General features: G+C 41.7%; 23 protein-coding genes. 12 read left to right on the top strand and 11 right to left on the bottom strand.

Translation table 11 applies throughout. The annotated features are described in order from the left end of the window. Positions 1-73: 73 nt before the first annotated feature. Genes ACMFNG_RS02280 through ACMFNG_RS02260 form a run of 5 tightly spaced genes read left to right on the top strand, consistent with a single transcriptional unit; the run spans position 74 to position 8,787 of the window. A complete protein-coding gene (locus ACMFNG_RS02280; protein ID WP_011013078.1) occupies positions 74-1,378 on the top strand; it encodes an extracellular solute-binding protein in 1,305 nt (434 codons plus the stop codon). A gap of 38 nt (positions 1,379-1,416) precedes the next feature. After that, the gene (locus tag ACMFNG_RS02275; RefSeq protein ID WP_011013077.1) at positions 1,417-2,313 is read left to right on the top strand and encodes a carbohydrate ABC transporter permease; all 897 of its coding nucleotides are present in this window, start codon (positions 1,417-1,419) and stop codon (positions 2,311-2,313) included. Continuing rightward, positions 2,310-3,557 carry an ABC transporter permease subunit gene (locus ACMFNG_RS02270; RefSeq protein WP_011013076.1) on the top strand — a complete coding sequence of 416 codons (1,248 nt, stop codon included), beginning with the start codon at positions 2,310-2,312 and terminating at the stop codon, positions 3,555-3,557. Before ACMFNG_RS02275 ends, ACMFNG_RS02270 begins: the two co-directional genes overlap by 4 nt. Positions 3,558-3,567: 10 nt before the next feature. Next, positions 3,568-7,635, top strand: coding sequence for a glucodextranase DOMON-like domain-containing protein (locus ACMFNG_RS02265; RefSeq protein WP_014835529.1), 4,068 nt, complete (start codon positions 3,568-3,570; stop codon positions 7,633-7,635). Positions 7,636-7,674: 39 nt separating this feature from the next. Then, positions 7,675-8,787, top strand: a complete 1,113-nt coding sequence (locus ACMFNG_RS02260) for an ABC transporter ATP-binding protein (RefSeq protein ID WP_011013073.1) — start codon at positions 7,675-7,677, stop codon at positions 8,785-8,787. On the opposite strand, the gene ACMFNG_RS02255 is transcribed toward ACMFNG_RS02260, so the two are convergent. From ACMFNG_RS02255 to speD, 3 genes are all read right to left on the bottom strand, one after another. Beyond that, positions 8,784-9,593, bottom strand: coding sequence for a transcriptional regulator (locus ACMFNG_RS02255; RefSeq protein ID WP_011013072.1), 810 nt, complete (start codon positions 9,591-9,593; stop codon positions 8,784-8,786). The genes ACMFNG_RS02260 and ACMFNG_RS02255 overlap by 4 nt on opposite strands. A gap of 15 nt (positions 9,594-9,608) precedes the next feature. After that, a complete protein-coding gene (locus ACMFNG_RS02250; RefSeq protein ID WP_011013071.1) occupies positions 9,609-10,352 on the bottom strand; it encodes a KaiC domain-containing protein in 744 nt (247 codons plus the stop codon). A gap of 178 nt (positions 10,353-10,530) precedes the next feature. Next, on the bottom strand, positions 10,531-10,950 hold the full coding sequence (gene speD, locus ACMFNG_RS02245; RefSeq protein WP_011013070.1) for an adenosylmethionine decarboxylase: 420 nt from the start codon (positions 10,948-10,950) through the stop codon (positions 10,531-10,533). A 332-nt stretch (positions 10,951-11,282) separates the two neighbouring features. Here speD and ACMFNG_RS02240 point away from each other — a divergent pair, with 332 nt between their 5' ends. Beyond that, positions 11,283-11,975: a DUF92 domain-containing protein gene (locus ACMFNG_RS02240; protein WP_011013069.1), complete on the top strand. Its 693-nt coding sequence runs from the start codon at positions 11,283-11,285 to the stop codon at positions 11,973-11,975. A gap of 46 nt (positions 11,976-12,021) precedes the next feature. Here ACMFNG_RS02240 and ACMFNG_RS02235 read toward each other — a convergent pair whose 3' ends face one another. Next, the gene (locus ACMFNG_RS02235; RefSeq protein ID WP_011013068.1) at positions 12,022-12,798 is read right to left on the bottom strand and encodes an MBL fold metallo-hydrolase; all 777 of its coding nucleotides are present in this window, start codon (positions 12,796-12,798) and stop codon (positions 12,022-12,024) included. A 60-nt stretch (positions 12,799-12,858) separates the two neighbouring features. Here ACMFNG_RS02235 and ACMFNG_RS02230 point away from each other — a divergent pair, with 60 nt between their 5' ends. Then, positions 12,859-13,479: an HVO_0476 family zinc finger protein gene (locus tag ACMFNG_RS02230; protein ID WP_011013067.1), complete on the top strand. Its 621-nt coding sequence runs from the start codon at positions 12,859-12,861 to the stop codon at positions 13,477-13,479. A 139-nt stretch (positions 13,480-13,618) separates the two neighbouring features. Continuing rightward, the gene (gene radA / locus ACMFNG_RS02225) at positions 13,619-14,668 is read left to right on the top strand and encodes a DNA repair and recombination protein RadA (protein WP_011013066.1); all 1,050 of its coding nucleotides are present in this window, start codon (positions 13,619-13,621) and stop codon (positions 14,666-14,668) included. A gap of 93 nt (positions 14,669-14,761) precedes the next feature. Here radA and ACMFNG_RS02220 read toward each other — a convergent pair whose 3' ends face one another. From ACMFNG_RS02220 to ACMFNG_RS02210, 3 genes are read right to left on the bottom strand one after another with little or no spacing between them, the layout of a single operon-like run. Next, entirely contained in the window at positions 14,762-15,838 is a 1,077-nt protein-coding gene (locus tag ACMFNG_RS02220) for an SPOUT family RNA methylase (protein ID WP_011013065.1), read from the bottom strand. Beyond that, positions 15,835-16,920 (bottom strand): P1 family peptidase, encoded by a 1,086-nt coding sequence (locus ACMFNG_RS02215; RefSeq protein ID WP_011013064.1) that lies wholly within the window; start codon positions 16,918-16,920, stop codon positions 15,835-15,837. Before ACMFNG_RS02215 ends, ACMFNG_RS02220 begins: the two co-directional genes overlap by 4 nt. A gap of 55 nt (positions 16,921-16,975) precedes the next feature. Then, a complete protein-coding gene (locus tag ACMFNG_RS02210) occupies positions 16,976-17,752 on the bottom strand; it encodes a potassium channel family protein (RefSeq protein WP_011013063.1) in 777 nt (258 codons plus the stop codon). Between the two features lie 112 nt (positions 17,753-17,864). On the opposite strand from ACMFNG_RS02210, the gene ACMFNG_RS02205 reads away from it, so the two are divergent. The 3 genes from ACMFNG_RS02205 to tpiA are packed head-to-tail and all read left to right on the top strand — an operon-like array spanning position 17,865 to position 19,856. Then, positions 17,865-18,521 carry a protein-L-isoaspartate(D-aspartate) O-methyltransferase gene (locus tag ACMFNG_RS02205; RefSeq protein ID WP_048059100.1) on the top strand — a complete coding sequence of 219 codons (657 nt, stop codon included), beginning with the start codon at positions 17,865-17,867 and terminating at the stop codon, positions 18,519-18,521. Further along, entirely contained in the window at positions 18,518-19,132 is a 615-nt protein-coding gene (locus ACMFNG_RS02200; protein ID WP_011013061.1) for an HAD-IB family phosphatase, read from the top strand. The genes ACMFNG_RS02205 and ACMFNG_RS02200 overlap by 4 nt, the downstream gene beginning before the upstream one ends. A gap of 37 nt (positions 19,133-19,169) precedes the next feature. Then, positions 19,170-19,856: a triose-phosphate isomerase gene (tpiA, locus tag ACMFNG_RS02195; protein WP_011013060.1), complete on the top strand. Its 687-nt coding sequence runs from the start codon at positions 19,170-19,172 to the stop codon at positions 19,854-19,856. Positions 19,857-19,859: 3 nt separating this feature from the next. Here the strand turns inward: tpiA and ACMFNG_RS02190 are convergent, their stop codons facing one another. The 3 genes from ACMFNG_RS02190 to ACMFNG_RS02180 form a co-directional block, all read right to left on the bottom strand. Next, complete coding sequence (locus ACMFNG_RS02190; RefSeq protein WP_011013059.1) at positions 19,860-20,867, bottom strand: Gfo/Idh/MocA family protein; 1,008 nt, start codon at positions 20,865-20,867, stop codon at positions 19,860-19,862. Between the two features lie 6 nt (positions 20,868-20,873). Beyond that, positions 20,874-22,004, bottom strand: coding sequence for an RNA-guided endonuclease InsQ/TnpB family protein (locus ACMFNG_RS02185; RefSeq protein ID WP_014835532.1), 1,131 nt, complete (start codon positions 22,002-22,004; stop codon positions 20,874-20,876). 154 nt (positions 22,005-22,158) lie between these two features. After that, positions 22,159-23,205 (bottom strand): Gfo/Idh/MocA family protein, encoded by a 1,047-nt coding sequence (locus ACMFNG_RS02180; protein ID WP_011013057.1) that lies wholly within the window; start codon positions 23,203-23,205, stop codon positions 22,159-22,161. A gap of 107 nt (positions 23,206-23,312) precedes the next feature. Here ACMFNG_RS02180 and ACMFNG_RS02175 point away from each other — a divergent pair, with 107 nt between their 5' ends. Then, a complete protein-coding gene (locus tag ACMFNG_RS02175; protein WP_011013056.1) occupies positions 23,313-24,470 on the top strand; it encodes a glycosyltransferase in 1,158 nt (385 codons plus the stop codon). Here ACMFNG_RS02175 and ACMFNG_RS02170 read toward each other — a convergent pair. After that, on the bottom strand, positions 24,458-25,645 hold the full coding sequence (locus ACMFNG_RS02170) for a hypothetical protein (RefSeq protein WP_011013055.1): 1,188 nt from the start codon (positions 25,643-25,645) through the stop codon (positions 24,458-24,460). The genes ACMFNG_RS02175 and ACMFNG_RS02170 overlap by 13 nt on opposite strands. Positions 25,646-25,672 lie beyond the last annotated feature (27 nt).

Here is a 25,672-nt window from a genome sequence, read left to right as displayed (position 1 = left end):
TACATTAGCACAAGATATATATAGCCTTAAAATATGTATCACTATCGATGATACTAACATGGGAGGTGTACATATGAGGAGAGCAACATACGCCTTTGCTCTTTTGGCCATTTTAGTTCTTGGAGTAGTGGCTAGTGGATGTATTGGTGGAGGAACTACAACACCAACCCAAACTTCCCCTGCTACTCAACCAACCACAACACAAACTCCAACACAGACTGAGACACAGGCTGTGGAGTGTGGAAGTGGAAAAGTTGTTATTTGGCATGCAATGCAACCCAATGAGCTTGAGGTCTTCCAAAGCTTAGCGGAAGAATACATGGCACTCTGTCCAGAAGTTGAGATAGTTTTTGAACAAAAGCCAAACTTGGAAGATGCTCTTAAGGCTGCAATACCCACAGGTCAAGGTCCTGACCTCTTTATCTGGGCTCACGACTGGATTGGAAAGTTTGCTGAGGCAGGATTACTTGAGCCAATTGATGAATATGTAACTGAAGATCTCCTTAACGAGTTTGCTCCAATGGCCCAGGATGCAATGCAGTATAAAGGTCACTACTATGCTCTACCATTCGCCGCTGAAACAGTTGCAATAATCTACAACAAAGAAATGGTTAGCGAGCCACCGAAAACCTTTGATGAGATGAAGGCAATAATGGAGAAGTACTATGATCCAGCAAATGAGAAGTATGGAATAGCTTGGCCAATTAATGCCTACTTTATCTCAGCAATTGCTCAGGCCTTTGGTGGTTACTACTTTGACGACAAAACAGAGCAACCGGGACTAGATAAGCCTGAGACAATCGAAGGATTTAAGTTCTTCTTCACAGAAATATGGCCATACATGGCTCCAACTGGAGACTACAACACTCAACAGAGTATATTCCTCGAGGGTAGAGCCCCAATGATGGTTAATGGTCCATGGAGCATTAACGACGTTAAGAAGGCAGGAATAAACTTTGGAGTGGTTCCACTACCTCCAATAATCAAGGATGGTAAGGAGTACTGGCCAAGGCCTTACGGTGGAGTTAAGTTGATTTACTTCGCAGCGGGAATAAAGAACAAGGATGCTGCATGGAAGTTCGCAAAGTGGCTTACCACAAGCGAAGAGTCAATTAAGACATTGGCACTAGAGCTGGGATACATACCGGTTCTTACGAAGGTTCTTGATGATCCAGAAATTAAGAATGATCCAGTAATCTATGGCTTTGGACAAGCAGTTCAGCACGCATACCTAATGCCAAAGAGTCCAAAGATGAGTGCTGTTTGGGGCGGAGTTGATGGGGCAATTAACGAAATCCTCCAAGATCCACAAAACGCTGACATTGAAGGAATACTAAAGAAGTATCAACAAGAAATCCTTAACAACATGCAAGGATGATTCCTTCTTCTTACTATTTTTATTTTGGAGGTGGAAAAATGAAAAAAACAACAGTAGCTGCACTCATGTTAATAATCCCAGGAATAGCGGCGTTCTTGTTTTTCAACTTGTGGCCAATAGTATACTCAATCTACCTAGCCTTTACCAATGCAAAATTAGGGAACTTCCCAATTCAATCCCCTACAGCCGAACCTTTGAGGTTTGTTGGATTGGAGAACTTTAAGTGGTTATTAAAGCAAGAAAAGTTTCTTAATGCATTTAAGTGGACGTGGATATTTGTGGCAACAAGCGTTACTTTAAAAGTTCTTGCTGGTCTATTCTTAAGCCTCCTGTACAATAGTAAGTATGTGAGAGGAAAAACTATCTATAGGTCTCTACTCATTATTCCCTGGGCACTTCCTCTCCTGTTCTCAGTTACGGTGTGGAAGTTCATGTTTGATCCTGTATTTGGGCCAATAAACCTAACTCTAAAATCAATTGGTGTCGAGGGGCCTAACTGGATAAATGATCCATTTTGGGGGTTCATCGCTCTCAACATAATAGAAGTTTGGCTGGCTTATCCATTCATGATGACGGTAATTACTGCAGCCCTTCAGTCAGTGCCAGATGTGCTAATAGAGGCTGCAATTATTGATGGAGCAAACTACTGGCAGAGGCTCAGGCATGTAGTTCTTCCCGTAGTTGGAAAGCCAATAGCATTTGCAACGATACTCACAAGTGCGGCCAGTTTTCAGTACTTCATGGTTCCGTACATCTACAACGCAGGTCTCTTCGAAGATAGGTTCATACTACTCTACGGATTCAGACAAGCATTTGGAGCAACTCCCTATTATGGTAGGGCTACAGCCGTGATGATCATTGCCACAATAATTCTGGCAATTTACATGTACGTGAATGTTAAGATAACAAGATTACAGGAGGGTGCTAAAGAATGAGGAGAGATGAGCTTATAAAATCTGGAATAATGACTTTTTTGGCAATAGTGGTCATGTTTTTAATCCTCTTCCCAGTTTACTACATATTCACGGTTTCCATAAAACCGGCTGCGACAATAGCAACAACTGAATTAGATTTAATACCTGATAAAGTTACTGGGGAAGCTTATGGGGAAGTACTCTTTGGGTTAAAGGGAACTAGAATTTCAGAAGAATTTACAGGGACACTAGAAGGATCGGCAAAAATAGTTGGGGGAAAGCTTCAGGTTGAAAACGGAGTTATAAAAGGTGAAGTTAAATACGGTCCATTTACAGGTATAAGATTTGAAGTTCCAGTTAGTGGATTGTCATTTGAGTTATCCCAACAGGTTAATGAAGTTCAAGGAAATCTAAAGGCTGAGATTAGTGGAATAATCTCCTTAACTAGGGTTAATTCAGACGGTACCATAGGGCTTGGTGTAATAAAGAACGTTACCCTGAAGTCAGGGGAAGTCAATGGGTTAAAAATCTCAGAAGGAAAATTAGCTGGATTTATAAGAATAAGAGACTCTGGAAAGGCTGAACTTACAGCGATTGGGAAGTTCGTAAACTCAAAGTTCTTCCACCACCTTAGGAATAGCTTAATTCTTGCAACATTAACTGTGTTCCTGACTTTACTCTTCGTAGTTCCGGCTGCATATGCATTCTCAAGGCTCAAGTTCTTTGGAAGAGAGCACATACTATACTTCTACCTGATGTTTACCCAGGTAGCAGGAGGTTTAGGAATAGCGGGATTGATAGCCCTTTATGGTATGCTCGTAAAGCTAGGCCTCTACAACAAGCTTCCAGCTTTGGCCATAATATACGCTGCAGGTAGCGTTCCATTCAACACTTGGCTTCTCAAAAGTTACATAGACTCTATAAGTCCAGACTTTGACGAGGCCGCACTTGTTGATGGAGCAAGCTATCTCCAGATAATAAGATACGTATTACTCCCAATGGCTCTTCCAGGAATTGCTACGGTAGCAGTTATGTCATTCATAGGAGGGTGGACAGAATTCATCCTTGCAAGCCTATTGTTAACCGAGGAGAATCAACCTCTCTCAGTGTGGATATACACCCTAATGGGTGGAATTGGAAGGGGAATTGACTGGAACTACTTTGCAGCTGCAGCGTTACTATTTGCACTTCCCGTGTTTATAATGTTCATGCTTGCTCAAAACTACATTAGAAGTGGCCTAACTGTCGGTGGATTGAAAGAATGAGGTGGTGGAAATGAGTAGGAAGCTTTCTCTCCTCTTAGTATTTCTAATTTTTGGAAGCATGCTGGGAGCAAACAACATTGTAAAAGCTGAGGAGCCAAAGCCATTAAACGTCATAATAGTTTGGCACCAACACCAACCCTACTATTATGATCCCGTGCAGGGCATCTATACTAGGCCTTGGGTTAGGCTACATGCGGCAAATAACTATTGGAAGATGGCACACTACCTAACGGAATTTCCAGACATTCACGTTACCATAGACTTATCTGGGTCTCTGATAGCTCAGTTAGCTGACTACATGAATGGAGCAAAGGACATCTACCAGATAATTTCGGAGAAAATCGCCAATGGTGAGCCTCTAACTTATGATGAGAAATGGTTTATGCTTCAGGCCCCAGGAGGGTTCTTTGATCACACAATTCCTTGGAATGGAGAGCCCGTTACAGACGAGAATGGCAACCCAATAAGAGACTTCTGGGATAGGTATACTGAGCTTAAAGACAAGATGTTAGCTGCAAAGCAAAAGTATGCCAACCTCCCTCTAGAGGAGCAAAAAGTTGCAGTTACAAACGAATTCACGGAGCAAGATTACATTGACCTTGCGGTTCTCTTCAACCTTGCATGGATAGATTACAATTACATAATCAGCACTCCTGAATTAAAGGCCCTCTACGACAAAGTTGATGAAGGAGGATACACAAGGGAAGACTTAAAGACAGTTCTCTACCACCAGATGTGGTTGCTAAACAATACTTTCAAGGAGCATGAGAAAATAAACCTTCTTCTTGGAAATGGAAACGTTGAAGTTACAGTTGTTCCTTACGCTCACCCAATTGGCCCAATACTTAACGACTTTGGATGGAGTGAAGACTTTGATGCCCATGTAAAGAAGGCTCACGAGCTATACAAGAAGTACCTCGGAGGGGGAGTAGCAACTCCTAGGGGAGGTTGGGCTGCAGAATCGGCACTTAATGACAAGACGTTAGAAATTTTGGCTGAGAATGGCTGGCAATGGGTAATGACTGATCAAATGGTGCTGGAGAGAATGGGCATTCCATATAGCATTGAAAACTATTATAGACCGTGGGTAGCGGAGTTCAATGGAAAGAAGATATACTTGTTCCCAAGAAATCACGATCTAAGTGACAGAGTTGGATTCAGATACAGCGGAATGAACCAATATGAGGCCGTTGAAGACTTCATAAATGAGCTCCTTAAGATTCAAAAGTACAACTATGATGGTTCCTTGGTCTATGTAATAACATTGGATGGAGAGAATCCCTGGGAGCACTATCCCTATGATGGGAAACTCTTCCTTGAGACACTGTACAAGAGGCTATCAGAGCTTCAAGAGGCTGGTTTAATTAGAACTCTAACTCCCACCGAGTACATTCAGCTCTACGGAGACAAGGCAAACAAGCTCACTCCTCAGATGATGGAGAGGTTGGACTTTACTACAGAAGAGAGAGTAGAAGCTCTTAAAGTGGCTAACTCCCTAGGTGAGCTCTATGATCTCGCAGGAGTTACTGAAGAAATGCAGTGGCCAGAGTCAAGTTGGATTGATGGAACGCTCTCGACATGGATAGGTGAGCCACAAGAAAACTATGCATGGTATTGGCTATATTTAGCGAGAAGAACCTTAATGGAGAACAAAGACAAAATGGACAGCGCTTCCTGGGAAAAGGCTTATGAGTACTTACTCAGGGCTGAGGCAAGTGACTGGTTCTGGTGGTATGGAAATGATCAAGATAGTGGGCAAGATTACTCCTTTGACAGATACTTCAAGACATATCTTTACGAAATCTACAAGTTAGCAGGAGTTGAGCCTCCAAGCTATCTCTATGGAAACTACTTCCCAGATGGTGCTCCTTACACAGTAAGAGCCTTAGAAGGGCTAAAAGAGGGAGATGTGAAAGAGTACTCAAGCTTATCTCCAGTGGCTGAAGGGGTAAAAGTCTTCTTTGATTCCCAGGGACTTCACTTCATAATAAAAGGTAGCCTTGATAAGTTTGAAATAAGCATTTATGAGAAGGACAAGAGGATTGGCAACACCTTTACACTTCTACAGAAGAAACCCGATAAGATTAGATATGATGTGTTCCCATTTGTAAGGGATAGCGTTGGGTTAATGATAACTAAGCACATTGTATACAAGGATGGAAAAGCTGAAATATACAACGCCACTGACTATGAGGGTTATGAGAAGATTGGAGAGGCTCAGGTAAGCGTAAATGGGGATGAAATTGAAGTTATTGTTCCATTTGAATACCTAGAGACTCCAGAAGACTTCTACTTCGCAGTTTCAACAGTAGATGAGCTGGGAATGTTAGAGGTAATAACTACTCCAGTTAACCTCAAACTACCAGTCCAAGTAAAAGGAGTGGTGCTGGTAGATATAGCAGATCCAGAGGGAGATGATCACGGGCCAGGAACATACACTTATCCAACAGACAAGGTATTTGTAGAGGGGGCCTTTGACTTGCTTAGGTTCAGAATGCTAGAACAGACCGACGCATACGTCATGGAGTTTTACTTCAAGGAGCTTGGTGGAAACCCATGGAATGGGCCTAATGGATTCAGCTTGCAAATCATTGAAGTGTATCTTGACTTCAAAGAGGGAGGTAATACTTCAGCAATCAAGATGTTCCCAGATGGACCTGGTGCAAATGTTCAGCTTGACCCAGAACACCCCTGGGACGTAGCATTTAGAATTGCTGGGTGGGATTATGGTAATCTAATAGTGCTGGCTAATGGAACTGTTTATCAAGGCGAGATGCAGATAAGTGCAGATCCTGCCAGAAATGCGATAATAGTAAAGGTTCCGAAGAAGTACATTCAGATTAACGAAGACTACGGTCTGTGGGGAGTAGTTTTAACAGGAAGTCAAGATGGTTATGGGCCTGACAAGTGGAGGCCAGTTGGTGTTGAAGCGGAGCAATGGAAAGTGGGTGGAGCTGATCCACAAGCAGTTATAAACAATGTTGCTCCAAGAGTGATGGATCTCCTAGCTCCAGAAGGATTCAAACCAACCCAGGAGGAGCAACTAAGTAGTTACGATGCTGAGAAGGGAATTCTAGCAACAGTTAAGGCTTTACCATTACTAAAGCAAGGTATCGTCGTCATTGATCCAGAGGGAGATGATCACGGGCCAGGAACATACACTTATCCAACAGACAAGGTATTTGTTCCTGGGCACCTTGACCTATTGAAGTTCAAGATGGTCGAGGGAGACGAGTATTGGCAGATGGAATTCTACTTCAAGGAGCTTGGTGGAAACCCATGGAATGGGCCTAATGGATTCAGCTTGCAAATCATTGAAGTGTATCTTGACTTCAAAGAGGGAGGTAATACTTCAGCAATCAAGATGTTCCCAGATGGGCCAGGAGCTAATGTAAAGCTAGATCCAAGACATCCCTGGGATGTTGCCTTAAGAATTGCTGGGTGGGATTATGGTAATCTAATAGTGCTGGCTAATGGAACTGTTTATCAAGGTGAGATGCAGATAAGCGCAGATCCAACTAAGAATGCAGTAATAGTGAAACTTCCAAAGAAGTATCTCTCAATTGGGGACTATGGGCTCTATGCAGCAGTCTTAGTAGGTTCTCAAGATGGTTATGGGCCTGACAAGTGGAGGCCAGTTGCTGTTGAAGCAGAGCAATGGAAGCTTGGAGGGGCAGATCCGCAGGCTGTAGTGGACAACCTTGCACCTAGAGTAGTTGATATGCTCGTTCCAGAAGGATTTAAGCCCACCCAGGAGGAGCAACTAAGTAGTTATGACGTAGAGAAGAAAGAGCTGGCTACAGTATACATGATAACACTAGTAAGCGGAAGTGGTGAGAAAGAGGAGGAGGTAGAAGAGGAAACCCCAACTCAGACTGAAACCCAGACGCCAACAGAAACTAGGACTGAGACCAAAACTCCAACTGAAACGACAACTACCACACCAACAGAAACAAAAGAGACACCAACACAAACCACTACTACCCAACCTGCAAGAACAGAAACGCAAGGGGGAATATGTGGTCCTGGATTGATTGTACTATTGGCAGCTCTAGGTGTTTTAAGAAGAAGGAGCTGACTTCACTTTACTTTAAATTTTTTCAAGGAGGGAAGAGAAATGGCTGGTGTTAGGCTTGTGGGTGTTTGGAAGCAGTTTGGGAGTTTTACTGCGGTGAAGGATTTAACGCTGGAGGTTAGGGATGGTGAATTCCTAGTCCTCCTCGGCCCCTCGGGCTGTGGTAAGACTACAACTTTAAGGATGATTGCTGGTTTGGAGGAACCAACAAAAGGTCAAATCTACATTGGGGATAAGCTCGTCGCTGATCCAGAGAAGGGAGTCTTTGTTCCACCAAAGGATAGGGATATTGCCATGGTCTTCCAGAGCTATGCATTGTACCCCCACATGACTGTTTATGAGAACATCGCCTTTCCACTAAAGCTTAGGAAGGTTCCAAAGCAGGAGATTGACAAGAGGGTTAGGGAAGTTGCAGAAATGCTTGGGTTGACCGAGCTTTTAAATAGAAAGCCGAGAGAGTTGAGTGGTGGGCAGAGGCAGCGTGTGGCACTAGGAAGGGCCATTGTTAGGAGACCTCAAGTCTTCCTAATGGATGAGCCATTGTCAAACTTAGATGCTAAATTAAGGGTGAAGATGCGTGCTGAACTTAAAAAACTCCAAAAGCAATTGGGCGTGACTACAATCTACGTAACCCACGACCAGGTTGAGGCAATGACCATGGGTGATAGGATTGCTGTGATGAATCAAGGAGTATTACAACAAGTTGGGACTCCAGAGGAGGTTTATGAAAAGCCAGCAAATACTTTCGTCGCTGGTTTCATTGGATCACCACCAATGAACTTCCTGGATGCTACGATTACTGAGGATGGGTTCTTGGACTTTGGTGAGTTTAGGCTTAAATTACTCCCAGATCAATTTGAAGTCCTGCAGGATTACGTTGGGAAGGAGGTCATCTTTGGCATTAGGCCTGAAGACATTTACGACGCACTCTTTGCCCAAGTAAAGATTCCCGGGGAGAATATGGCTAGGGGCGTTGTTGATATAATCGAAAACCTCGGTGGAGAAAAAATCGTGCACATAAGCATTGGAGGATTGATAGTAACAGCAAAATTCCCAGGAGAATCAAGAGTCAAAGAAGGAGACGAAATAGACATTGTCTTCGACATGAAAAAAATCCACATATTCAACAAAAAAACAGGAAAAGCAATACTTTAGAGAAGGGATTCCAAAATTTCTTTTGCCTTCTTAATTCCATCCTTAAGTTTTGTTATTTCTTCTTCAAGCTCTTTAATCCTGTTTTCTAGTTCCTTTGCCTTTTCTGCCTCTGCTTGTACTTCTTCAAGCTTCTTCTTTAGTTCTTCACTTTCCTTTGCTAGTTGCTCAAGCTCCTTGACTTTGTTCTCCAACTCCTCTGCCCTCTTAGCTTTTGCCTCATATTCTATAAGTTTTACTTTCTGTTCCTTGAGTTCTTTCTCTAGCTCTTTTTTCTCTTCTTCTAACTTTTGAAGCTTCTTCTTTAGGTTCTCTATTTCTTCCTTGGCTTTTTCTAAGCTTTCAAGCTCTGCTGCTTCAACTTTTTCTTTTATTGCTTCATACTCTTGTTTTAACTTTTCATATTCTTGCAACAATTTTTCGTACTCTTCTTTGGCGACTACCTCTCTTAATCCACCTTTTTCTATCATTTCAATGGTCTTTATCAACTCATCAAGCTTTCCTTGCTTTATTAGCTCGTAGGTCTCCCTGACCAATTGGCCAGCCTTGCTCTCTCCCTTTAAGTGTTTCCTTATCGTCTGCTCAGTCCTACCTAGTTCTCTGGCTATTTCACTAACTGTCATTCCAGCCTTCTCTCTTGCTATGGCTCCTGCAGCCACTGCTAGGCTGTCGACCCATGTTAATCTTTCTGCTGGGTCCTTTATTAGTTCAATAACTTCTGGCCTAAATAGCGTGGCGAATAGTAGTATGCTCTCTAACTGGTGGATTTCACTTCTTGTAATTGGATTTAGGGGAACTTCTACACTCATCTTTCCTCACCTCCTTTAGAGTTCGTAAATCCTACCCCTCTTCAATACCTTGTCTGGATATACTATAATTCCCTTGTCAGTTATGTCGAAAGGATGTCTCTTCATTGAATGGCTTGTACCTCTCATCTTCCAAACTATGAGAGAACGCTTAAGTTCACCGTCTATTTCATCAAGATCCAGTCTAATTATTCCATCAACACCATGCTCTACACCTGGGCCACCAAAACCTCTCTCTCCAACGCTTATCTGACTAACAAAGATGCTTGTACATCCAGTTCCGGCTAGAACTCTCTTGAGTTGAAGAATTATGCTTCTAGCCATGGCAGGCTTGTTTATGTAGAGTGTTGTAACTGAATCAACCACCACCCTCTTTGCATTTATGTCCCTTATTGCTTGCCTAAGCACTTCTATGAACTCCCTAATGTCTGTAAGGTCATGAACGATGTACTTCTCATATTCTTTGCTTTTGCCCACTCCAGCTGTGAATGCATCTACCATTGCAAATAATCCTTCTTCTTCGTATTTTCTGACATCCCAGCCAAATTGGGCCATATTTTGTCTAACTTGGACAGGGTGTTCCTCTAAAGCAACGTATATTCCTGGTTCTCCCATTTGGAGGCCATTCCAGAGGAACTGTTGACTAAAGATACTTTTTCCTGTACCTGGGCCACCGCTTAGTAAAACTACGTTTCTTTCAGGTATCCCACCGTGTAAAATTTCGTCCATTCCAGGTATTCCGGTTTTAACTCTTCTTACCATCTTAATCACCCCCGCACTAGGCACTATAGGTTTTACTAACTTCAATATACTATAATTTGCCAAGAATATTTAAGTGTTTCTACCTTGGAATATTCATCACAAAAAAAAACATTGAGCCCTAAAACCCATATTAGGTAGAAATAGAAAAGCATCAAGAAAAAGCCAAGGAAGAGAAGAATTACTTGTTGCCGTTTCTTCTGTCAAGTTTTTCTTCCCAGGTTAGGATGGTATGAGTAAATGTGCTATCTTCCTCCTCAATCCCCCTCTTTAATTCTGATACGTGAGCGTACTTTGCTTTAAACTTCTCTAAGATGTAATCAACGGCCTTTTCTGGATCTGCTTTTTCACCGCATGTATAGACATCTAAAGCAGCATATCCTTTCTCGGGCCAAGTGTGGACGGAAATGTGACTTTCGGCAACTATGACAACTCCACTTACCCCCATAGGTGAGAACTTAAAGAAGTAGCTAGCCTTAACTTCCATGTTTCCTACTTTTGCTGCTTCGAGAAAGATCTCTCTAATCTTGTTTGGGTCAGCGATGACTTCAGGATCGCAACCAGCAGCTTCAACAACATAGTGATATCCTATTGTATCCATTCTCTCACCTCCCCACCTTCTATTTACATTTTGATACTGGAATGGGGATACTTTTAAAGTTTTTTGGTATAGTGAAAAGAAATTATCGGGATATTTTAGTTTTGTCCCGTAAATATCATGCCTTCTTGGGTTTTTTCTTATCCTTTTCGACAATTTTTTGAAAAATCTGATAGTTCCTAGTCTTTTTTAATTTTGGGCTTTCATTGATGAACAAAATTACAAAAATTAACCAAAACCACCCCTTATGAGCTTACTATATTGGTGGGGAATACTTTTTACGGAGAATAAAGGAGGAAAAAGATATAAATAGCACGGATAGTGAGAAACTACCAATGTGGGCTTATCTAGCAATCTTAGCGATGGCCTATGTCACTTACAAAACAAAAGCGCTTGACATAAAGGGAATAATAGCTGCCCTGCTCTTAGGGGTCATTATAGTAACCTTAGGAGGAATTATACCCTTTATTGCATTGTTGGCATTTCTAGTTATGGGAACTCTTGCAACAAAATTTAGGTACAGAGAAAAGAGAAAGATGGGTCTAATAGATGAAAGTATCAGGAGCGTAGGAAACGTTCTTGGAAACGGCTTAGCCCCATTGCTTTTTGTCATTGTAGAGTTTATAATAAAGCAGGATTTTGGGTGGGCAGGAGTTCTCTCGTCCATAGCAGTTGCGAATGCTGATACTCTTGCAAGTGAAATTGGAAAAGTTTTTGGAAAGAATCCCAGGATTATAACGAATTTGAAACCTGCGAAACCTGGAGAAGAAGGAGCAGTAAGCTTTGCAGGCGAATTTGCTGCTTTATTAGGAGCTTTTGTAATATCTCTCTTTGGACTATCTCTAACTGAGTATGGAATTCAGATGATTGTTTCTGTCACCTTGGCTGGCTTAATAGGGGCAAATATTGATAGTTTAATTGGAGCTACTTTTGAAAAGAATGGGTATTTTGGGAACAACATGACAAACTTTATAGCAACTCTCTTAGGAGGACTATTGGGAATGGCGCTGTTCCTCCTACTGGTGTGATGAAAAGGCGGATTGCTGAGAGGATGATGAAGACCTTAGGGGCTGATCACACCTCAATGATTGTAAAGTCCCTTGCAACTTCTCCCTGTACTCCTGATTCTCGAACTCTCTTTTCTAGAACTTCATGTGAATAGTTAGTATGACTTATGTGAGCAAAGACAGTATAACTTGCTCCAACAACTTTTGCAAATTCTATGGAGTCTGAAACTCCAAGGTGGACTCCTGGAATTGACTCTCTCTTTGTCATCTCAACTATAAGGATATCAACTCCCTCTAGTAGCTTTTTAACTTTTTCATCTTTCAGTATCTCTGGCCCTGTATCCCCTGTAACCCCTATTCTCCTTCCCTTGATTTCAAAGAGATAACCCCCAGCAATTTCGAGAGAGTGAATAACTGGGAAGTGAATTACCCTAAAGTTGTCAAATGAATATTCATTCCAAAATTGAAGCTCCTCATACCTCCACTCATAGCCAGAAGGGACTTCACTTCCAAAGGCAAGCCTAGAGAGTTCCTTTGCAACTTTTATGCCAAGTGTATTTGACGAAATAATAAGTTTTTTGTAAACTTGAAGATCTGGTACTCCAAATATGTGATCAAAATGAGCGTGGGTTATAAACACATTCTCTACTTTTTTGTTTAAGCGCTCTAGGTGATAATGAAGGTCTGGACTTGGGTCCACTAGTATTTTTCCCTCTTCTATGTAGAGAGAAAATCTTGTCCTTCTAAAGGCTGGATTTCTCCTTGCAATGCTACAATTCTCACAGTTACACAATGGCTTTGGTGTCCCACTGTATGAACCTGAGCCCAATATCACAACCTTCATTTTTCCTCACCATGCAAAAGTTCTTAACTTAATTAATTAGCCTTTTTTAAGGTGAGCAAAATGGAGGAGTATTATGTTTGTCCTGAGTGTGGAAGTGAGGATGTAGAGGTCATTAAAGAGAGGGGGAGAGAGGTGACTCTAAGGTGCAACGAATGCGGTTACGTATGGATGATCACACTCCCAAAATTGAGGGAGATTCCAGTAATAGTTAGCAAACATGAGAGAAGCTTCAGGGAGAAGGCTGTGCTCCCTGAGGATGAGGTAATAAAGGTAGGAGATGTTATTGAGATAGAAAACGACCAAGTGAAAGTACTTAGCATAGAGCTTCCAGGAGGAAAAAGAGTGAGAAAGGCCAAAGTAGCAGAGATACAGACAATTTGGGGCGAGAGCTTAACATACCCAAAGGTCTTCGGAGTGTCAATATATCTCCCAGGAGGAATAACTCAGTCATTTAAGGTAGTTGTGGATAGAGAGGAAGAATTCGTGGTGGGAGAAGTAATAGAAGTTGGAGGTTACACCTTCAAAGTTGAGATGATAAAGACAGAGAAGAAGCTCATGAGGAGTGGCAAGGCCAAGGCCGAAAACATAGTAAGGCTAATGGGTCATGCAATAAAAGGTAGAGCGAGAAGAAAGCTCAAAATCTATGAGGGCTATGATTCGATATCTGCTGAGAATCAGTAATTTTATTTCTGCATTTTCTAGAAAAAACGTTTTTAGGAAATATTTCTCAAAATCTTTCCCTTTAAAAACCCTTAGTAAAATATATAACTCCCTCAGTCATACCCACCTTGAAGACTCACGATCATATGGGTGATGGAAGATGGCTGGTGAGGAAGTTAAGGAGATAGATGAGTTTGAGGAATTAGGATTTGAGCCTGCTACAGAAGAAACTCCTAAGAAAAAGAAGAAGGAGAAAATAATCAGGTCAATAGAAGATCTTCCAGGAGTTGGACCGGCTACAGCAGAAAAGCTTAGAGAAGCTGGTTACGATACTTTAGAGGCAATAGCTGTAGCTTCCCCAATAGAGCTCAAGGAAGTTGCTGGAATAAGCGAGGGAACAGCATTAAAGATAATTCAAGCTGCAAGAAAGGCAGCTAACCTGGGAACATTCATGAGAGCAGATGAATATCTCAAGAAGAGAGCTACAATAGGGAGAATTTCCACGGGGAGTAAAAGCCTTGATAAGCTTCTTGGTGGTGGTATAGAAACCCAGGCAATTACAGAGGTGTTTGGAGAGTTCGGTAGTGGAAAAACTCAGCTAGCCCACACACTGGCAGTTATGGTTCAATTGCCTCCAGAAGAAGGAGGGCTTAACGGTTCTGTAATATGGATAGACACAGAGAACACATTTAGGCCTGAGAGAATAAGGGAAATTGCCCAGAATAGAGGGTTGGATCCAGATGAAGTCTTAAAGCATATTTACGTTGCTAGAGCCTTTAATAGCAATCATCAAATGCTTCTTGTTCAACAAGCTGAAGATAAGATAAAGGAGTTGCTCAACACAGATAGGCCCGTTAAGCTCCTAATAGTGGACTCACTAACGAGTCACTTTAGGAGTGAATACATTGGTAGGGGAGCCCTAGCAGAGAGACAGCAAAAGCTTGCAAAACACCTTGCTGACTTGCACAGGCTAGCAAATCTATACGATATAGCCGTCTTCGTAACTAACCAAGTACAAGCAAGGCCTGATGCATTCTTTGGAGATCCAACAAGGCCTATAGGTGGTCACATCTTGGCCCACAGTGCCACGCTAAGAGTTTACCTAAGGAAAGGAAAGGGTGGAAAGAGAATAGCTAGGCTAATTGATGCCCCACACTTGCCAGAGGGAGAGGCAGTATTCTCAATAACTGAAAAAGGGATAGAGGATTAGCTAAGCTTGAACTCTTTTGTCTTTTTCTTCATTCTCCACTCCTCAATAATTCTTATAAATGGACATTTAGATCTCCAAAGCCTTATTATCTCTTTAATCTTCCTTATCACTAATCTCACCTCTCCTCCTAAGTTCCTCTTCATATATAGTCCACAAAGCCACTAGTGTTGCTGGGATCCCATGCTCGGTTGCAAAAGTCATGTAGGGGGCTAAATCAACTACATAATCTGCAAACCTAAACAAGCCTACTGGAATGCCCTCCCTTGACCCTATGAAAACCACAACTTCCTTGGCGTAATACATGTCCTTTGCAAGCTTATCTTTGACTTCGTTAAGAGTAGGTCCTTTTGGATCTGTAATTATGATTAACCTCCTGCTCCTTCTCTTGTCTCTAATTACCTGGTAGAGGTCCCAAACACTTACGGGAACTTTTTCAACTTCCCAGGGGTAGGCTTCCTTTTGAATTTGATATCTGCTCTCTTGTCCCTCCTTTACTCCCCTTATAAACGCCATAAGCTCGTAGGCGTTCATCTTTTCCTTGGGTGCTATTATTAGCTCTTTAACTTCAAAGGCCTGGGCTGCCCTGCCTATCTTTTCTCCAAAAGCTCTAGCTGTTTTATAATCTCCCCAATAGGGCATCTGAACGATTGTTAGCTTCTTGAACAGTTTCCTACAGTCTGGCTTGTCCTTGGGATATTTTTTCCACTTAAGATATTCTTCTCCTGGGATTACTGAGATATACGCTTTGTCTCCAATTATTTCAACTTGAACAACTTTGTCTGGATAGCTTAAGTTCACTTCAGCATTTGTCAAATCTTTGATCCTGGCACCAAGTACAACGTTCACGTCCACGCTTGAAAAGTCCCTCTTTCCTCTCTTCTTTGTTCTAACAGCAAAGCTCTCGCCTTCTTTTATGTACTTTACTATCTCCTCTGCAGCTCCCTTAATATCCTCGAGTGTTGCTGGAACTTCTATTAAAACTGGATAAACTTTCTCGACCTCTGGAACCTCCAATATCTTTTCTAGAGCTTTCTCATTGTCACTCTCTACTATAACTATCCCAGGATATCCCTCTGGGGCTATTGTAACTTTAGCGTCTGGGAGAATTTCTTTGATGTAGTTTCCAGCCACAGCTTCCATGTCCATTTGGGTTTTAACTATGAACTTCATTCCTCAATCCTCCCGTATTTTTTCATTATCCTCACTAACTCTTCCTTGGGAAGAGCATACCTTATATGATTGTCCCTTCCATCCATAGTTTTAGCTTGGAGGAGGGAATTAATAATTGCCTCTTCAACAGCTTCAGCTGTAGCTTTAAATATGGGAGATAACACCGAATCTGGAAGAGCTCTAATGGAAATCTCTTGCTTCTCATAGTGTTTTATCTTGTTTGCTGTCGAGAAGGCAACCACTACATCTCCACTTCCGTTGTAGGCATAACCTCCAGTCCTTGCTAACCCAACGACAGCCCTCTTAGCTAATCTGTTGAGCTGTCTTGCTGTTAGAGGAGCATCTGTAGCCACAATCATTATTATGCTTCCCTTTCCACTACCACCTCTCCCAGGCCAGTCCTTAAGCTCTAATCCCACTGGGACTCCTGCTATTGTTAAGTCTTCCCTCTTCCCAAAGTTGCTCAAGACTAGAGCTCCAACTGTATACTTCTTTCCCTCCACCTCCACAATCCTTGAGGAAGACCCTATACCCCCTTTAAATTCAAATGCACTCATTCCAGTTCCTGCCCCAACTGCCCCTTCTTCGAAATCTTTTGAAGCACTTTCAATTGCCTCAACAACGTGCTCTCTCTTTACATGCCTTCCCCTTATGTCGTTGAGGTAAGAGTCATTACACTCCAAAACAAGAGGGTTCACTGACCCTGTTGTGACCCCTATGTCCTCATTTTCCCTGAGAACATAGTCAAGTAACCCATCTATTGCTGTTCCTATGCTTAAGGTGTTCGTGAGAATTATTGGCGTTTCAATGGTCCCGAGTTCCCACAGCTGAACTAACCCTACTGGCTTAGAATATCCATTCATTACAAAAGCGCCTGCTAAAACTTTCTCTTTATATATGTTCCCATCATGAGGTAAAATAGCTGTGACTCCAGTTCTTACGGGTCCTTTACCTGGGATCAATTTTCCCCTTCCTTTTATGAGAGTAACGTGACCAACTTTAACTCCCTTGACATCAGAGATGCTATTTCTTTTTCCATGCTCAAAAACGCCTATCCTAATTCCCAAATCTGGTGCCTTCATAGTTACACCCAAGTTGAATCTTTTAAGCTTTGCATTTTTAGCCTTTTATTGTGGGTTATTGATTTTCTATTTCCATTTTCTCCTTAATTTTCCTGAGTTGTGCTTCCTTAATAGCTTCTTTATGCTCTATATCGCCTTTGATACCTTTCACACGCATTGAAAGTCTAAGTAATGAGTCTTCTGGTCCATAACATATGAGAACATCTCCTGGAAGTATCTTTGTGATTCCAGTTGGAGCGCCAATATAGATTTCCCCATTTTTCGTTTTTCTATATATTCCAAGTACAAGGATTCCCTCTTTGTCGAGTTCAACTTTCCGTAATGTTTTATTTGCCAGCCAACTGTTTTCCTTTACCTGGATTCTAGAGATTGAGTAACCTCTAGAGAGTCCTAACAACTGATTATAGTCGTAAACCTTAAGTTCTGGGAATTGTTTTTCGAGAAATTTCTTTATGACTCTTCTCATCCATCTCTCAACTCTTTTTGAGGTGAAGAAGAAGTAAAGGAAAACAAGACTTATTACAAGAATTCCCAATGAAGTTAATGCCTCACTCTTACTCTTTCCAACAAAAGTAAGTATTAATGTGGCTATCGCTGATGTTATTCCTGCGCTTCCCAAAAATATCAGGATTCTAATTATTCTTCTCCTCACTGGATGGGAAACTACGTATTCACTTTCGCTAGTTGTAAAGCCTGTGCCAGAGTAGGCAGATTGAGCCTGAAAAGCAGCTACATCTCTAGATAAGCCAGTCATTTCAAGGGCTATTGCTCCAATCCTGACAATGATTATCGAAAGCACGACTACAAGGATAAAGGAGATAAGGGCAAACACTTTTATGGCACCTGTCAGAATTGTACCTTTTCTGCTGGAATTTATAAAGATTATTTTGGAACAAACAAAGAATATAGTAATGCATTTATACTCTTCAGATTTTCCTCTAATGATGGATGAGAAAGAACTTTACGAAAAGTGGATGCGAACAGTGGAAATGTTGAAGGCTGAGGGAATAATTAGAAGTAAGGAAGTGGAGCGAGCATTTCTAAAATACCCTCGATACTTGTTTGTGGAAGATAAGTACAAAAAATACGCTCACATTGATGAGCCTCTTCCAATTCCAGCAGGCCAGACAGTCTCGGCTCCTCATATGGTGGCAATAATGCTTGAGATCGCTAATCTAAAACCTGGAATGAATATTCTTGAAGTGGGAACTGGAAGTGGGTGGAATGCTGCCTTGATTTCTGAAATAGTCAAAACGGATGTATACACAATAGAAAGGATCCCTGAACTTGTGGAATTTGCAAAAAGAAACTTGGAGAGAGCAGGCGTAAAGAATGTTCATGTAATTTTGGGAGATGGGAGTAAAGGATTTCCTCCCAAGGCTCCCTATGATGTTATTATCGTCACAGCTGGTGCTCCAAAGATTCCCGAACCACTTATTGAACAGTTAAAAATTGGTGGAAAGTTGATAATTCCTGTAGGTAGCTATCACCTCTGGCAAGAGCTTTTAGAAGTTAGGAAAACTAAAGATGGCATTAAGATCAAAAACCATGGTGGGGTAGCCTTCGTTCCTTTAATAGGGGAATACGGGTGGAAAGAATGAAAGGGCTTATAGCCTTTGATTTAGAAGGGACGTTAACTGATATGATAAGTTGGGAAATTCTTCACGAGAAATTTGGGACGTGTGATAAAGCTAGGGTTCATACTTCTCTTTTTCTCTCGGGAAAGATAACTTATCATGAATGGGCTGAGATGGATGTGAGATTATGGAAAGGTAGAAGGAGAGAAGAAGTTGAGGAGGCCTTTTCTCAGGTTACCCTTAAACCCTACGCCCGAGAGCTCTTTGAATGGTTGAAAAAGAACAACTTCAAAACTGCTATAATAAGCGGGGGTTTGATGTGCCTTGCAAGAAAGGTGGGAGAAAAGTTAGGTGTGGATTTCATTGTAGCTAATGAGTTAAAGTTTGATTCCCAGGGAAGGATAGAGGGGGTGATAGTTAGAGTTACATTTGACAATAAAGGTGAGATTTTAAGACAGCTAAAGCAAAAAGTCAATCCAAATGTTACAATCGCCGTTGGGGATTGGAAAAATGACAAATCAATGTTTGAGGAAGCTGATATTTCCATTTCTCTGGGAGATATTGACGGAGATTATAAAGCTAGGGATCTGAGGGACGTTCTCGAAATTTTGAAGAGTATTGTTAGAAACATTTAAGAATATTGAAGTAAATTTTCACGATTGGTGATAAGCTATGGCTAAACTCAAGGAGCCAATTATAGCAATCAATTTTAAGACGTACATAGAGGCAACTGGAAAAAGGGCTTTAGAAATAGCAAAGGCCGCTGAAAAAGTGTACAAAGAAACAGGTGTAACAATTGTGGTTGCTCCCCAGCTTGTAGATCTAAGAATGATTGCCGAAAGCGTTGAAATACCTGTATTCGCTCAACATATAGACCCGATAAAACCTGGGAGTCATACTGGACACGTTCTTCCTGAGGCTGTGAAGGAAGCTGGAGCGGTAGGGACTCTCCTCAATCACTCTGAGAATAGAATGATCCTTGCAGATCTCGAGGCTGCAATAAGGAGGGCCGAAGAAGTAGGTCTAATGACAATGGTCTGCTCTAATAATCCTGCTGTATCGGCGGCTGTAGCCGCTTTGAACCCAGATTATGTTGCTGTAGAGCCTCCTGAGTTGATAGGAACTGGTATCCCAGTCAGTAAGGCCAAGCCTGAAGTGATAACCAACACAGTGGAGTTGGTTAAGAAGGTAAATCCTGAGGTTAAGGTTCTTTGTGGAGCTGGAATATCCACGGGAGAAGACGTTAAGAAGGCAATAGAGCTTGGAACGGTAGGGGTTCTTTTAGCAAGTGGAGTAACAAAAGCAAAAGATCCAGAGAAGGCGATATGGGATCTTGTTTCGGGAATAATTAAGGAGTAGAAGCTAAATCTCTATCTTTACTGTTTTTCCTGTTTTTGAGGATTCATATGCTGCAAGGACTACTGCTAAATTCTTGAGTGCATCTTCTCCCGTTATTGGAGGTTCTTTATCTTGCTGAATTGCATCTATAAATGAGTTAATTATCCCCTCTATATCTGCCCTCTCCCAGTAAATCTTTTCGGTCTTGTCTTGATATACTGTGAAGTCTGGATAAGCTGTTCTTATATCAAGGAACCCATCGTCACCGACTATGTAGTACTTCATCTCTAGTCCCACGGGGTATCCTTTCGGATTCGCCCACCCTGCTGTTAGTAGGGTAACAACTCCGTTTTTGAACTTAATGAGTGCGGTTCCTATGTCGTCAACTTTAAATCCCCATATCTTTGCTCCTATGTCGGCATAAACCTCCACTGGATCACTCTCCGTAAGCCAGAAGAGTGAATCTATTCCATGGGGTGCCGTATCCATGAAGCCTCCTCCTCCACTCTTCCTTACGTCAAAGAACCAGCTTGTATCTAGGCCCTCTAAGAACATTGGTGGCTTTACATACTCTGAAATTGCATAGATGTACTCTAACCTTCCTATCTCGTTGTTTTCTATCATTTCTTTGGCCTTTCTTAATGGTTGAGTGAACCTGGGATTGAATGGAACCATTAGCTTAACTCCAGCTTTTCTTGCCGCTTTTATTATCTCCTTCCCATCCTCTAGAGTTAGTGCTATTGGCTTTTCTAGGAGTATGTGCTTGCCCTCTTCTGCAGCTCTTATTGCTACTTCTTTGTGCTTGTATGTTTCAGTAGCAATGTAAACCGCCTCTATTGTTTTGTCCTTTAACAATTCTTCATATGTTGGATAGAATTTTGCTCCATACTTCTTAGCTTCTAACTTTGCAACTCCAGAGTTCGGCCCATCTCCTGATATTGCAACAAGCTTAGCCCTTCTGCTCGCCTTAATTACGGGGGCATACCTCAACGCGTGAGGGTGAGCGTAGCTTATAATCCCAAACCTTACCATCTCACATCACCATCCTTGTGGGCTGGAAGCCTCGTCCTTTAGGGTGGGGAGGAAAGTCCGCTTTCTTAATTCTTCCAAACCTTTTTTCGCAATATTTATTGAGGCATTATAATCCCTATCAGCCACAAAGCCGCACTTTGGACACCTAAACACTCTATCATCTTTGAAAGTTCTAACGTAGTAACCGCAGTTTGAACACGTCTTTGAAGTCCCTCTCGGGCTTACAAAAATTACTGGCACACCGTATAGCTTTGCCTTGTAAACTATTTTTGCTATCAAGTCTGCATAGCTCCAAAGGTGTAAAATTTTCCTCAATAGTTTCGGCCTCCTTTGCTTTTTCAGCCCCTTCAGCTTCTCAAGGACAATAGCCCTATTCAACTGCTTTGCCTTTAAAACAAGTGCTTTAGCAATTTTATGGTTTAAGTCATTGACAAACCTCCTGTCTTTGTGGTTTGTCCTAGCATAAATGCCGAACTTTTTCATAAGCCTCTCTTGCCTTCTAGCAGTCAACCTTTCCATATGTTCCTTATGCCTTATTAATATGTCCCCTTGAACCCTCATAACTACTCTTCCCTTTTCATCGCTTGCCACCAACAAGTTGTAGTATCCCAAGTCCACCCCAATTGTTCCAACGGGCTTTATTGGTTCTTTTTCTGGAACATTGACCGAGACCAACGCATACCAATCTTTGTCAACACGTTTTATAATAACTCTACCGTGTTTGTATTGAAGATACTTCTTGTACTTCTTTGGAACGTATAGTGGCAAATAAACCCTCCTCCCCATTAAAGGGACAACCAATCCGTTATTTTCTATCCTAACATCAACACCTTTAAAGTAAATAACATCAGAGCGAAACTTCGGAAATTCTCCTCCGTTCTTGAGCCAAGAGCGATAGATTTCGATTGCCAAGTTCATGGCATCTTGGACAACATTGCTGTGTAGCTGGGGGTATTTGTCCCTAATTGCTCTGTAAGCAAATCTATGGAGGTTGCCCCTGTTGGGCTTCTCCCCAAGCTGAGCAATTGCACTAAGCCAATCATTTACACAGGCCTTGAAGGCTTCTATAGATTGTTCTAGCATCCATTCTTTGCTCCTTGTTAATGGTCTCATTTTCATCTTTAGCGTGAGCTTCATCTCACGCACTCATTATGTTTTTTGCGTAAAGCTTTTAAATACTTTTCGCTTACCTTATGGTGAGGGTGCCTCTGACCGTGCCCGATGACACCAACCTGCCCAATGAAGCACGGGCGACCGTGGGGAGGGTGTTCCCTGTGGGAACCCTCGCCATTCACGGCGAGGAGGAGGTCAGCTCCTCCACGTTCAATCTAACTGGTTCGCCCTTTCTTATACTCTCTCTTGCCTTTTCAGCTATATATAAGGCTATCAATGCGTCTTTAGCTGTAACGATCGGGTCACATTCTGACCTAATGCATTCGAAGAAGTGCTTTAGCTCAGCTTCAAAGGCTTCTGGAAACGTTGAGAGCATTGGGGAAAAGCGAGGCATCTCAAAACTACTCTTTACAACTCCCACCACTGGAGCATCTAAGGGTGTATATCTAATTCTTCCATTCTTTCCTATGATGTCCAGGTGGTGGTAGAAGACTCCATATTTGGCTGGGAGTGGATAGCTCCAACTCACTTCGACGATTCCAGTTTTTTCTCCTTCAAACTTTATGAACATTATTACGTGATCAAAGGTTTTGTTAACTCTTGCTTCGCCTCTTATGGCCTTTCCTACGGCAAAAACTTCTATTGGTTCGCTTTCAAAGAACCATCTAAGAAAGTCAGTTACGTGAACCCCTAAATCTAGTGCAACTCCTCCACTCTTGGATTCATCCCAGTACCAATAGTCGGCTGGGAATGGAAGATGTTGAACTTCAGTTTTTCTTATCTGCACTGGTAGTATGTTCCTGGACTTTATGACCTCCTTTATTTGGATCCATCTCTTGTCAAACCTTCTCACATGACCTACAAAGAGTTTAAGGCCTTGTTGTTCTGCTTCTTTTATCATTTCTTTTGCTTCTTCTACCGTTAAGGCTATAGGCTTCTCAACGATTACGTGCTTTCCAGCCTTTAGGGCTTTTATTGCTATCTCAGCGTGGGTGTATGTTGGTGTTAAAACCTCTACTACATCCATGTCTTCGTTCAGAAATTCATCTAGGTCTGTATATACTTTGGCATTCAATTCTTTTCCAGCTTTTTTTGCAGCCTCTTCGTTAATATCCATCACAGCCACTACTTTAGCTAGGTGTCTTAGTGCTTTCAATGCTGGCTTGTGAGCGAGATTAAAGATATTTCCACAACCCACAACACCTACTTTTAACCTTTCTACCATTCTCACCACCATATTATATTATTCCCCCATGATTAAAAAGATATTGCCAAATTCAGCACAAAAAAATTTTTAGTTACCAAAGCTAAGTTTTTCATGGGGTGAGTGTCATGAAAGTTGTCGTGGGAATACCAAGTTACAACAATGCTGATACAATTGGCTTTGTTGTCAAGCAAGCCGCAGAAGGTCTCAAAAAGTACTTTGGAGGAGGGATTATAGTTAATGCAGATGGGGGAAGCACTGATGGAACTAGAGATGTAGTTCTCTCGACTAGCGTCCCTGAAGGCGTCGAGGTGCATAGCTTTGTCTATAAATGGCCAATCCCAGGGAAAGGGAGTGCTATGAAGGAAATTATGGAATTTGCAAGAGAAAGAGATGCAGATGCTGTAGTATTTGTGGATAGTGATTTGAGGAGCATTACTCCTGAGTGGATCTACAAATTTGCAAAACCGATTGAAGAAGGGTATGATTTTGTGGCTCCTCTCTATCTAAGACATAAATGGGATGGAACTATAACAAATAACATAGCCTATCCAATGACAGCTTCGCTGTATGGGTTTGACATCAGACAGCCAATAGGTGGGGACTTTGGAATCTCTGCAAAAATGATTGACCTTTATCTAGAAGATGAGGAAGTATGGAAGACCGATGTTGCTAGATTTGGAGTTGACATATTCCTAACAACAACGGCAATAGCCAATAAGAAGAAAGTTGTTCAAGTAAGCCTAGGAATGAAAATCCACAATCCAAAGGATCCTGCCTCATCTTTGGGCCCAATGTTCAATCAGGTAGTGGGAACACTTTACATGCTAATGAAGAAATATGAGAACATTTGGAAGAATGTCAAAGAAATTAAACCTGTTGAGACATGGGGAGAAGAAGTTTCTGGGGAGCCAGAGGAAGTTAAAGTCAATCTTGAGCTGCTAAAGCAGAGGGCTAGGGAATTGTTCTATAAAGAGAAAGAAATTTTGAAAAAAGCATTGGCTCCAGAAACATATTTCGGAGTGGAAAAGGTTCTTGAGAGTTTTGACTTCCCAGATGAACTATGGGCTAAAGTGCTGTTTGATGGGGCTGTCGCATATAAATTGGGAATATTGAAGAATGCTGAACCGTTAATTCCTCTTTACTTTGCAAAGACAGCAGACTTTGTAATAAAGACTATGGACATGCCAACAGTAGAAGCAGAAAAATTAGTAAGAAGGAGGGCAAAGGTGTTCTTGGAGCAGAAGGATTACCTAATTGAGAGATGGTTTGGTCATTCGAGATGATATCCCTCCGCTTCATACAACATTTTCAATATTCTGTCTCCTTCCTCATGTTTCTTAATGATTTTCTCCGCTAGATCAATTACCTCCAGAAATCTGTTGTGCATCATTAGAAACTCAATAGCATCTAGAGCTTTTAGGTATTCAAGGCTTTTCTCCTTTGCTGCAAGATATTTCACTATTGCCATCCTTATTCTTGCCCTGAAGTATACTTTCCCTTCGCTTTCGTATAAGGCCTCTTTGTATGCTTTCATAGCATTTTCGAACCTTCCTATCCCTATTAGCGCTTCTGCAAGTTCCATGAGCTTGTCTCCTGCATCTCTATACCTTTCTGTTGCCCTGAGAGTGTCTATTACTTGGTTTAAGATTTTCACTAAATTTATTCCAATAAGGTTAGCTCTGTTAAAGTTTCTAGCTAGGAGGTATGCATATTGGGCTCTTAGTAATAGGGTCGCCATAGTTTCTAAGTCTCCTTCTGCATATGCAAGCTTACTAGCTTTCTCATAGTGTTTTCCTGCTGTCTCCATTAGCTCAGTATATCTCTCGTCGTATCCAAAAATGCTCTTTATGTAATTTCCAACCTTTTCGAAGGTTTCCCCACTCTTTACATAATCTTCATTTGCCACGGCCTCTTCCGCTATCCTGCTGAAAATTTCTACGAGTCTACTTGCTATTTTCTTAACTCCTTCCTTATCTCCCAAGAGATCATAGTATCTGTATGAGGCCTCATAAGCTACAATTGCAGATTCTATCTCTTCTGCTTCCTCATAATTAGCTCCTAAATCGGCGTATAGGTTTGCAAACTCCGTGGCATACTTTCTGACGTGCTCTTTATCTTCTAGGAAGGTAAATGCTTCAATAACATTTAGACTTAACCCAGTTAGTCTCTCTAAGCTTACCTCTGAACGATCTAACTCCCTCTCTAAGAGTTTCACATAGAGGTATGCTGCTCTCACCATTAAAGGTCTTGCCTGCTTTTTAAGTCCAAAATTGTGTGTCAAAAGGAGAGCAGCTTCTTTGTAGAGGGTAGCAGCTTCCCTGGGTTTTCCACTCTCTTCATACTTTTTTGCAGCTCTAACTAGGAGTGTGATACCATCTTTGATTTTACCCTCTTTTAATAGCTTTCTAGCTTCTCTCTCAATTTCCTCAGGAGGAGAAAACATTGGATCTATCTCCAAATCCCCACCCTCCTTTATAGTTTGGAT

The sequence above is a fragment of the Pyrococcus woesei genome, from assembly GCF_050496105.1.
GTDB classification, from domain to species: domain Archaea; phylum Methanobacteriota_B; class Thermococci; order Thermococcales; family Thermococcaceae; genus Pyrococcus; species Pyrococcus furiosus.
Note: the sequence above shows the minus strand (reverse complement) of the source record. Positions and strands in the feature narration are given on the sequence as shown.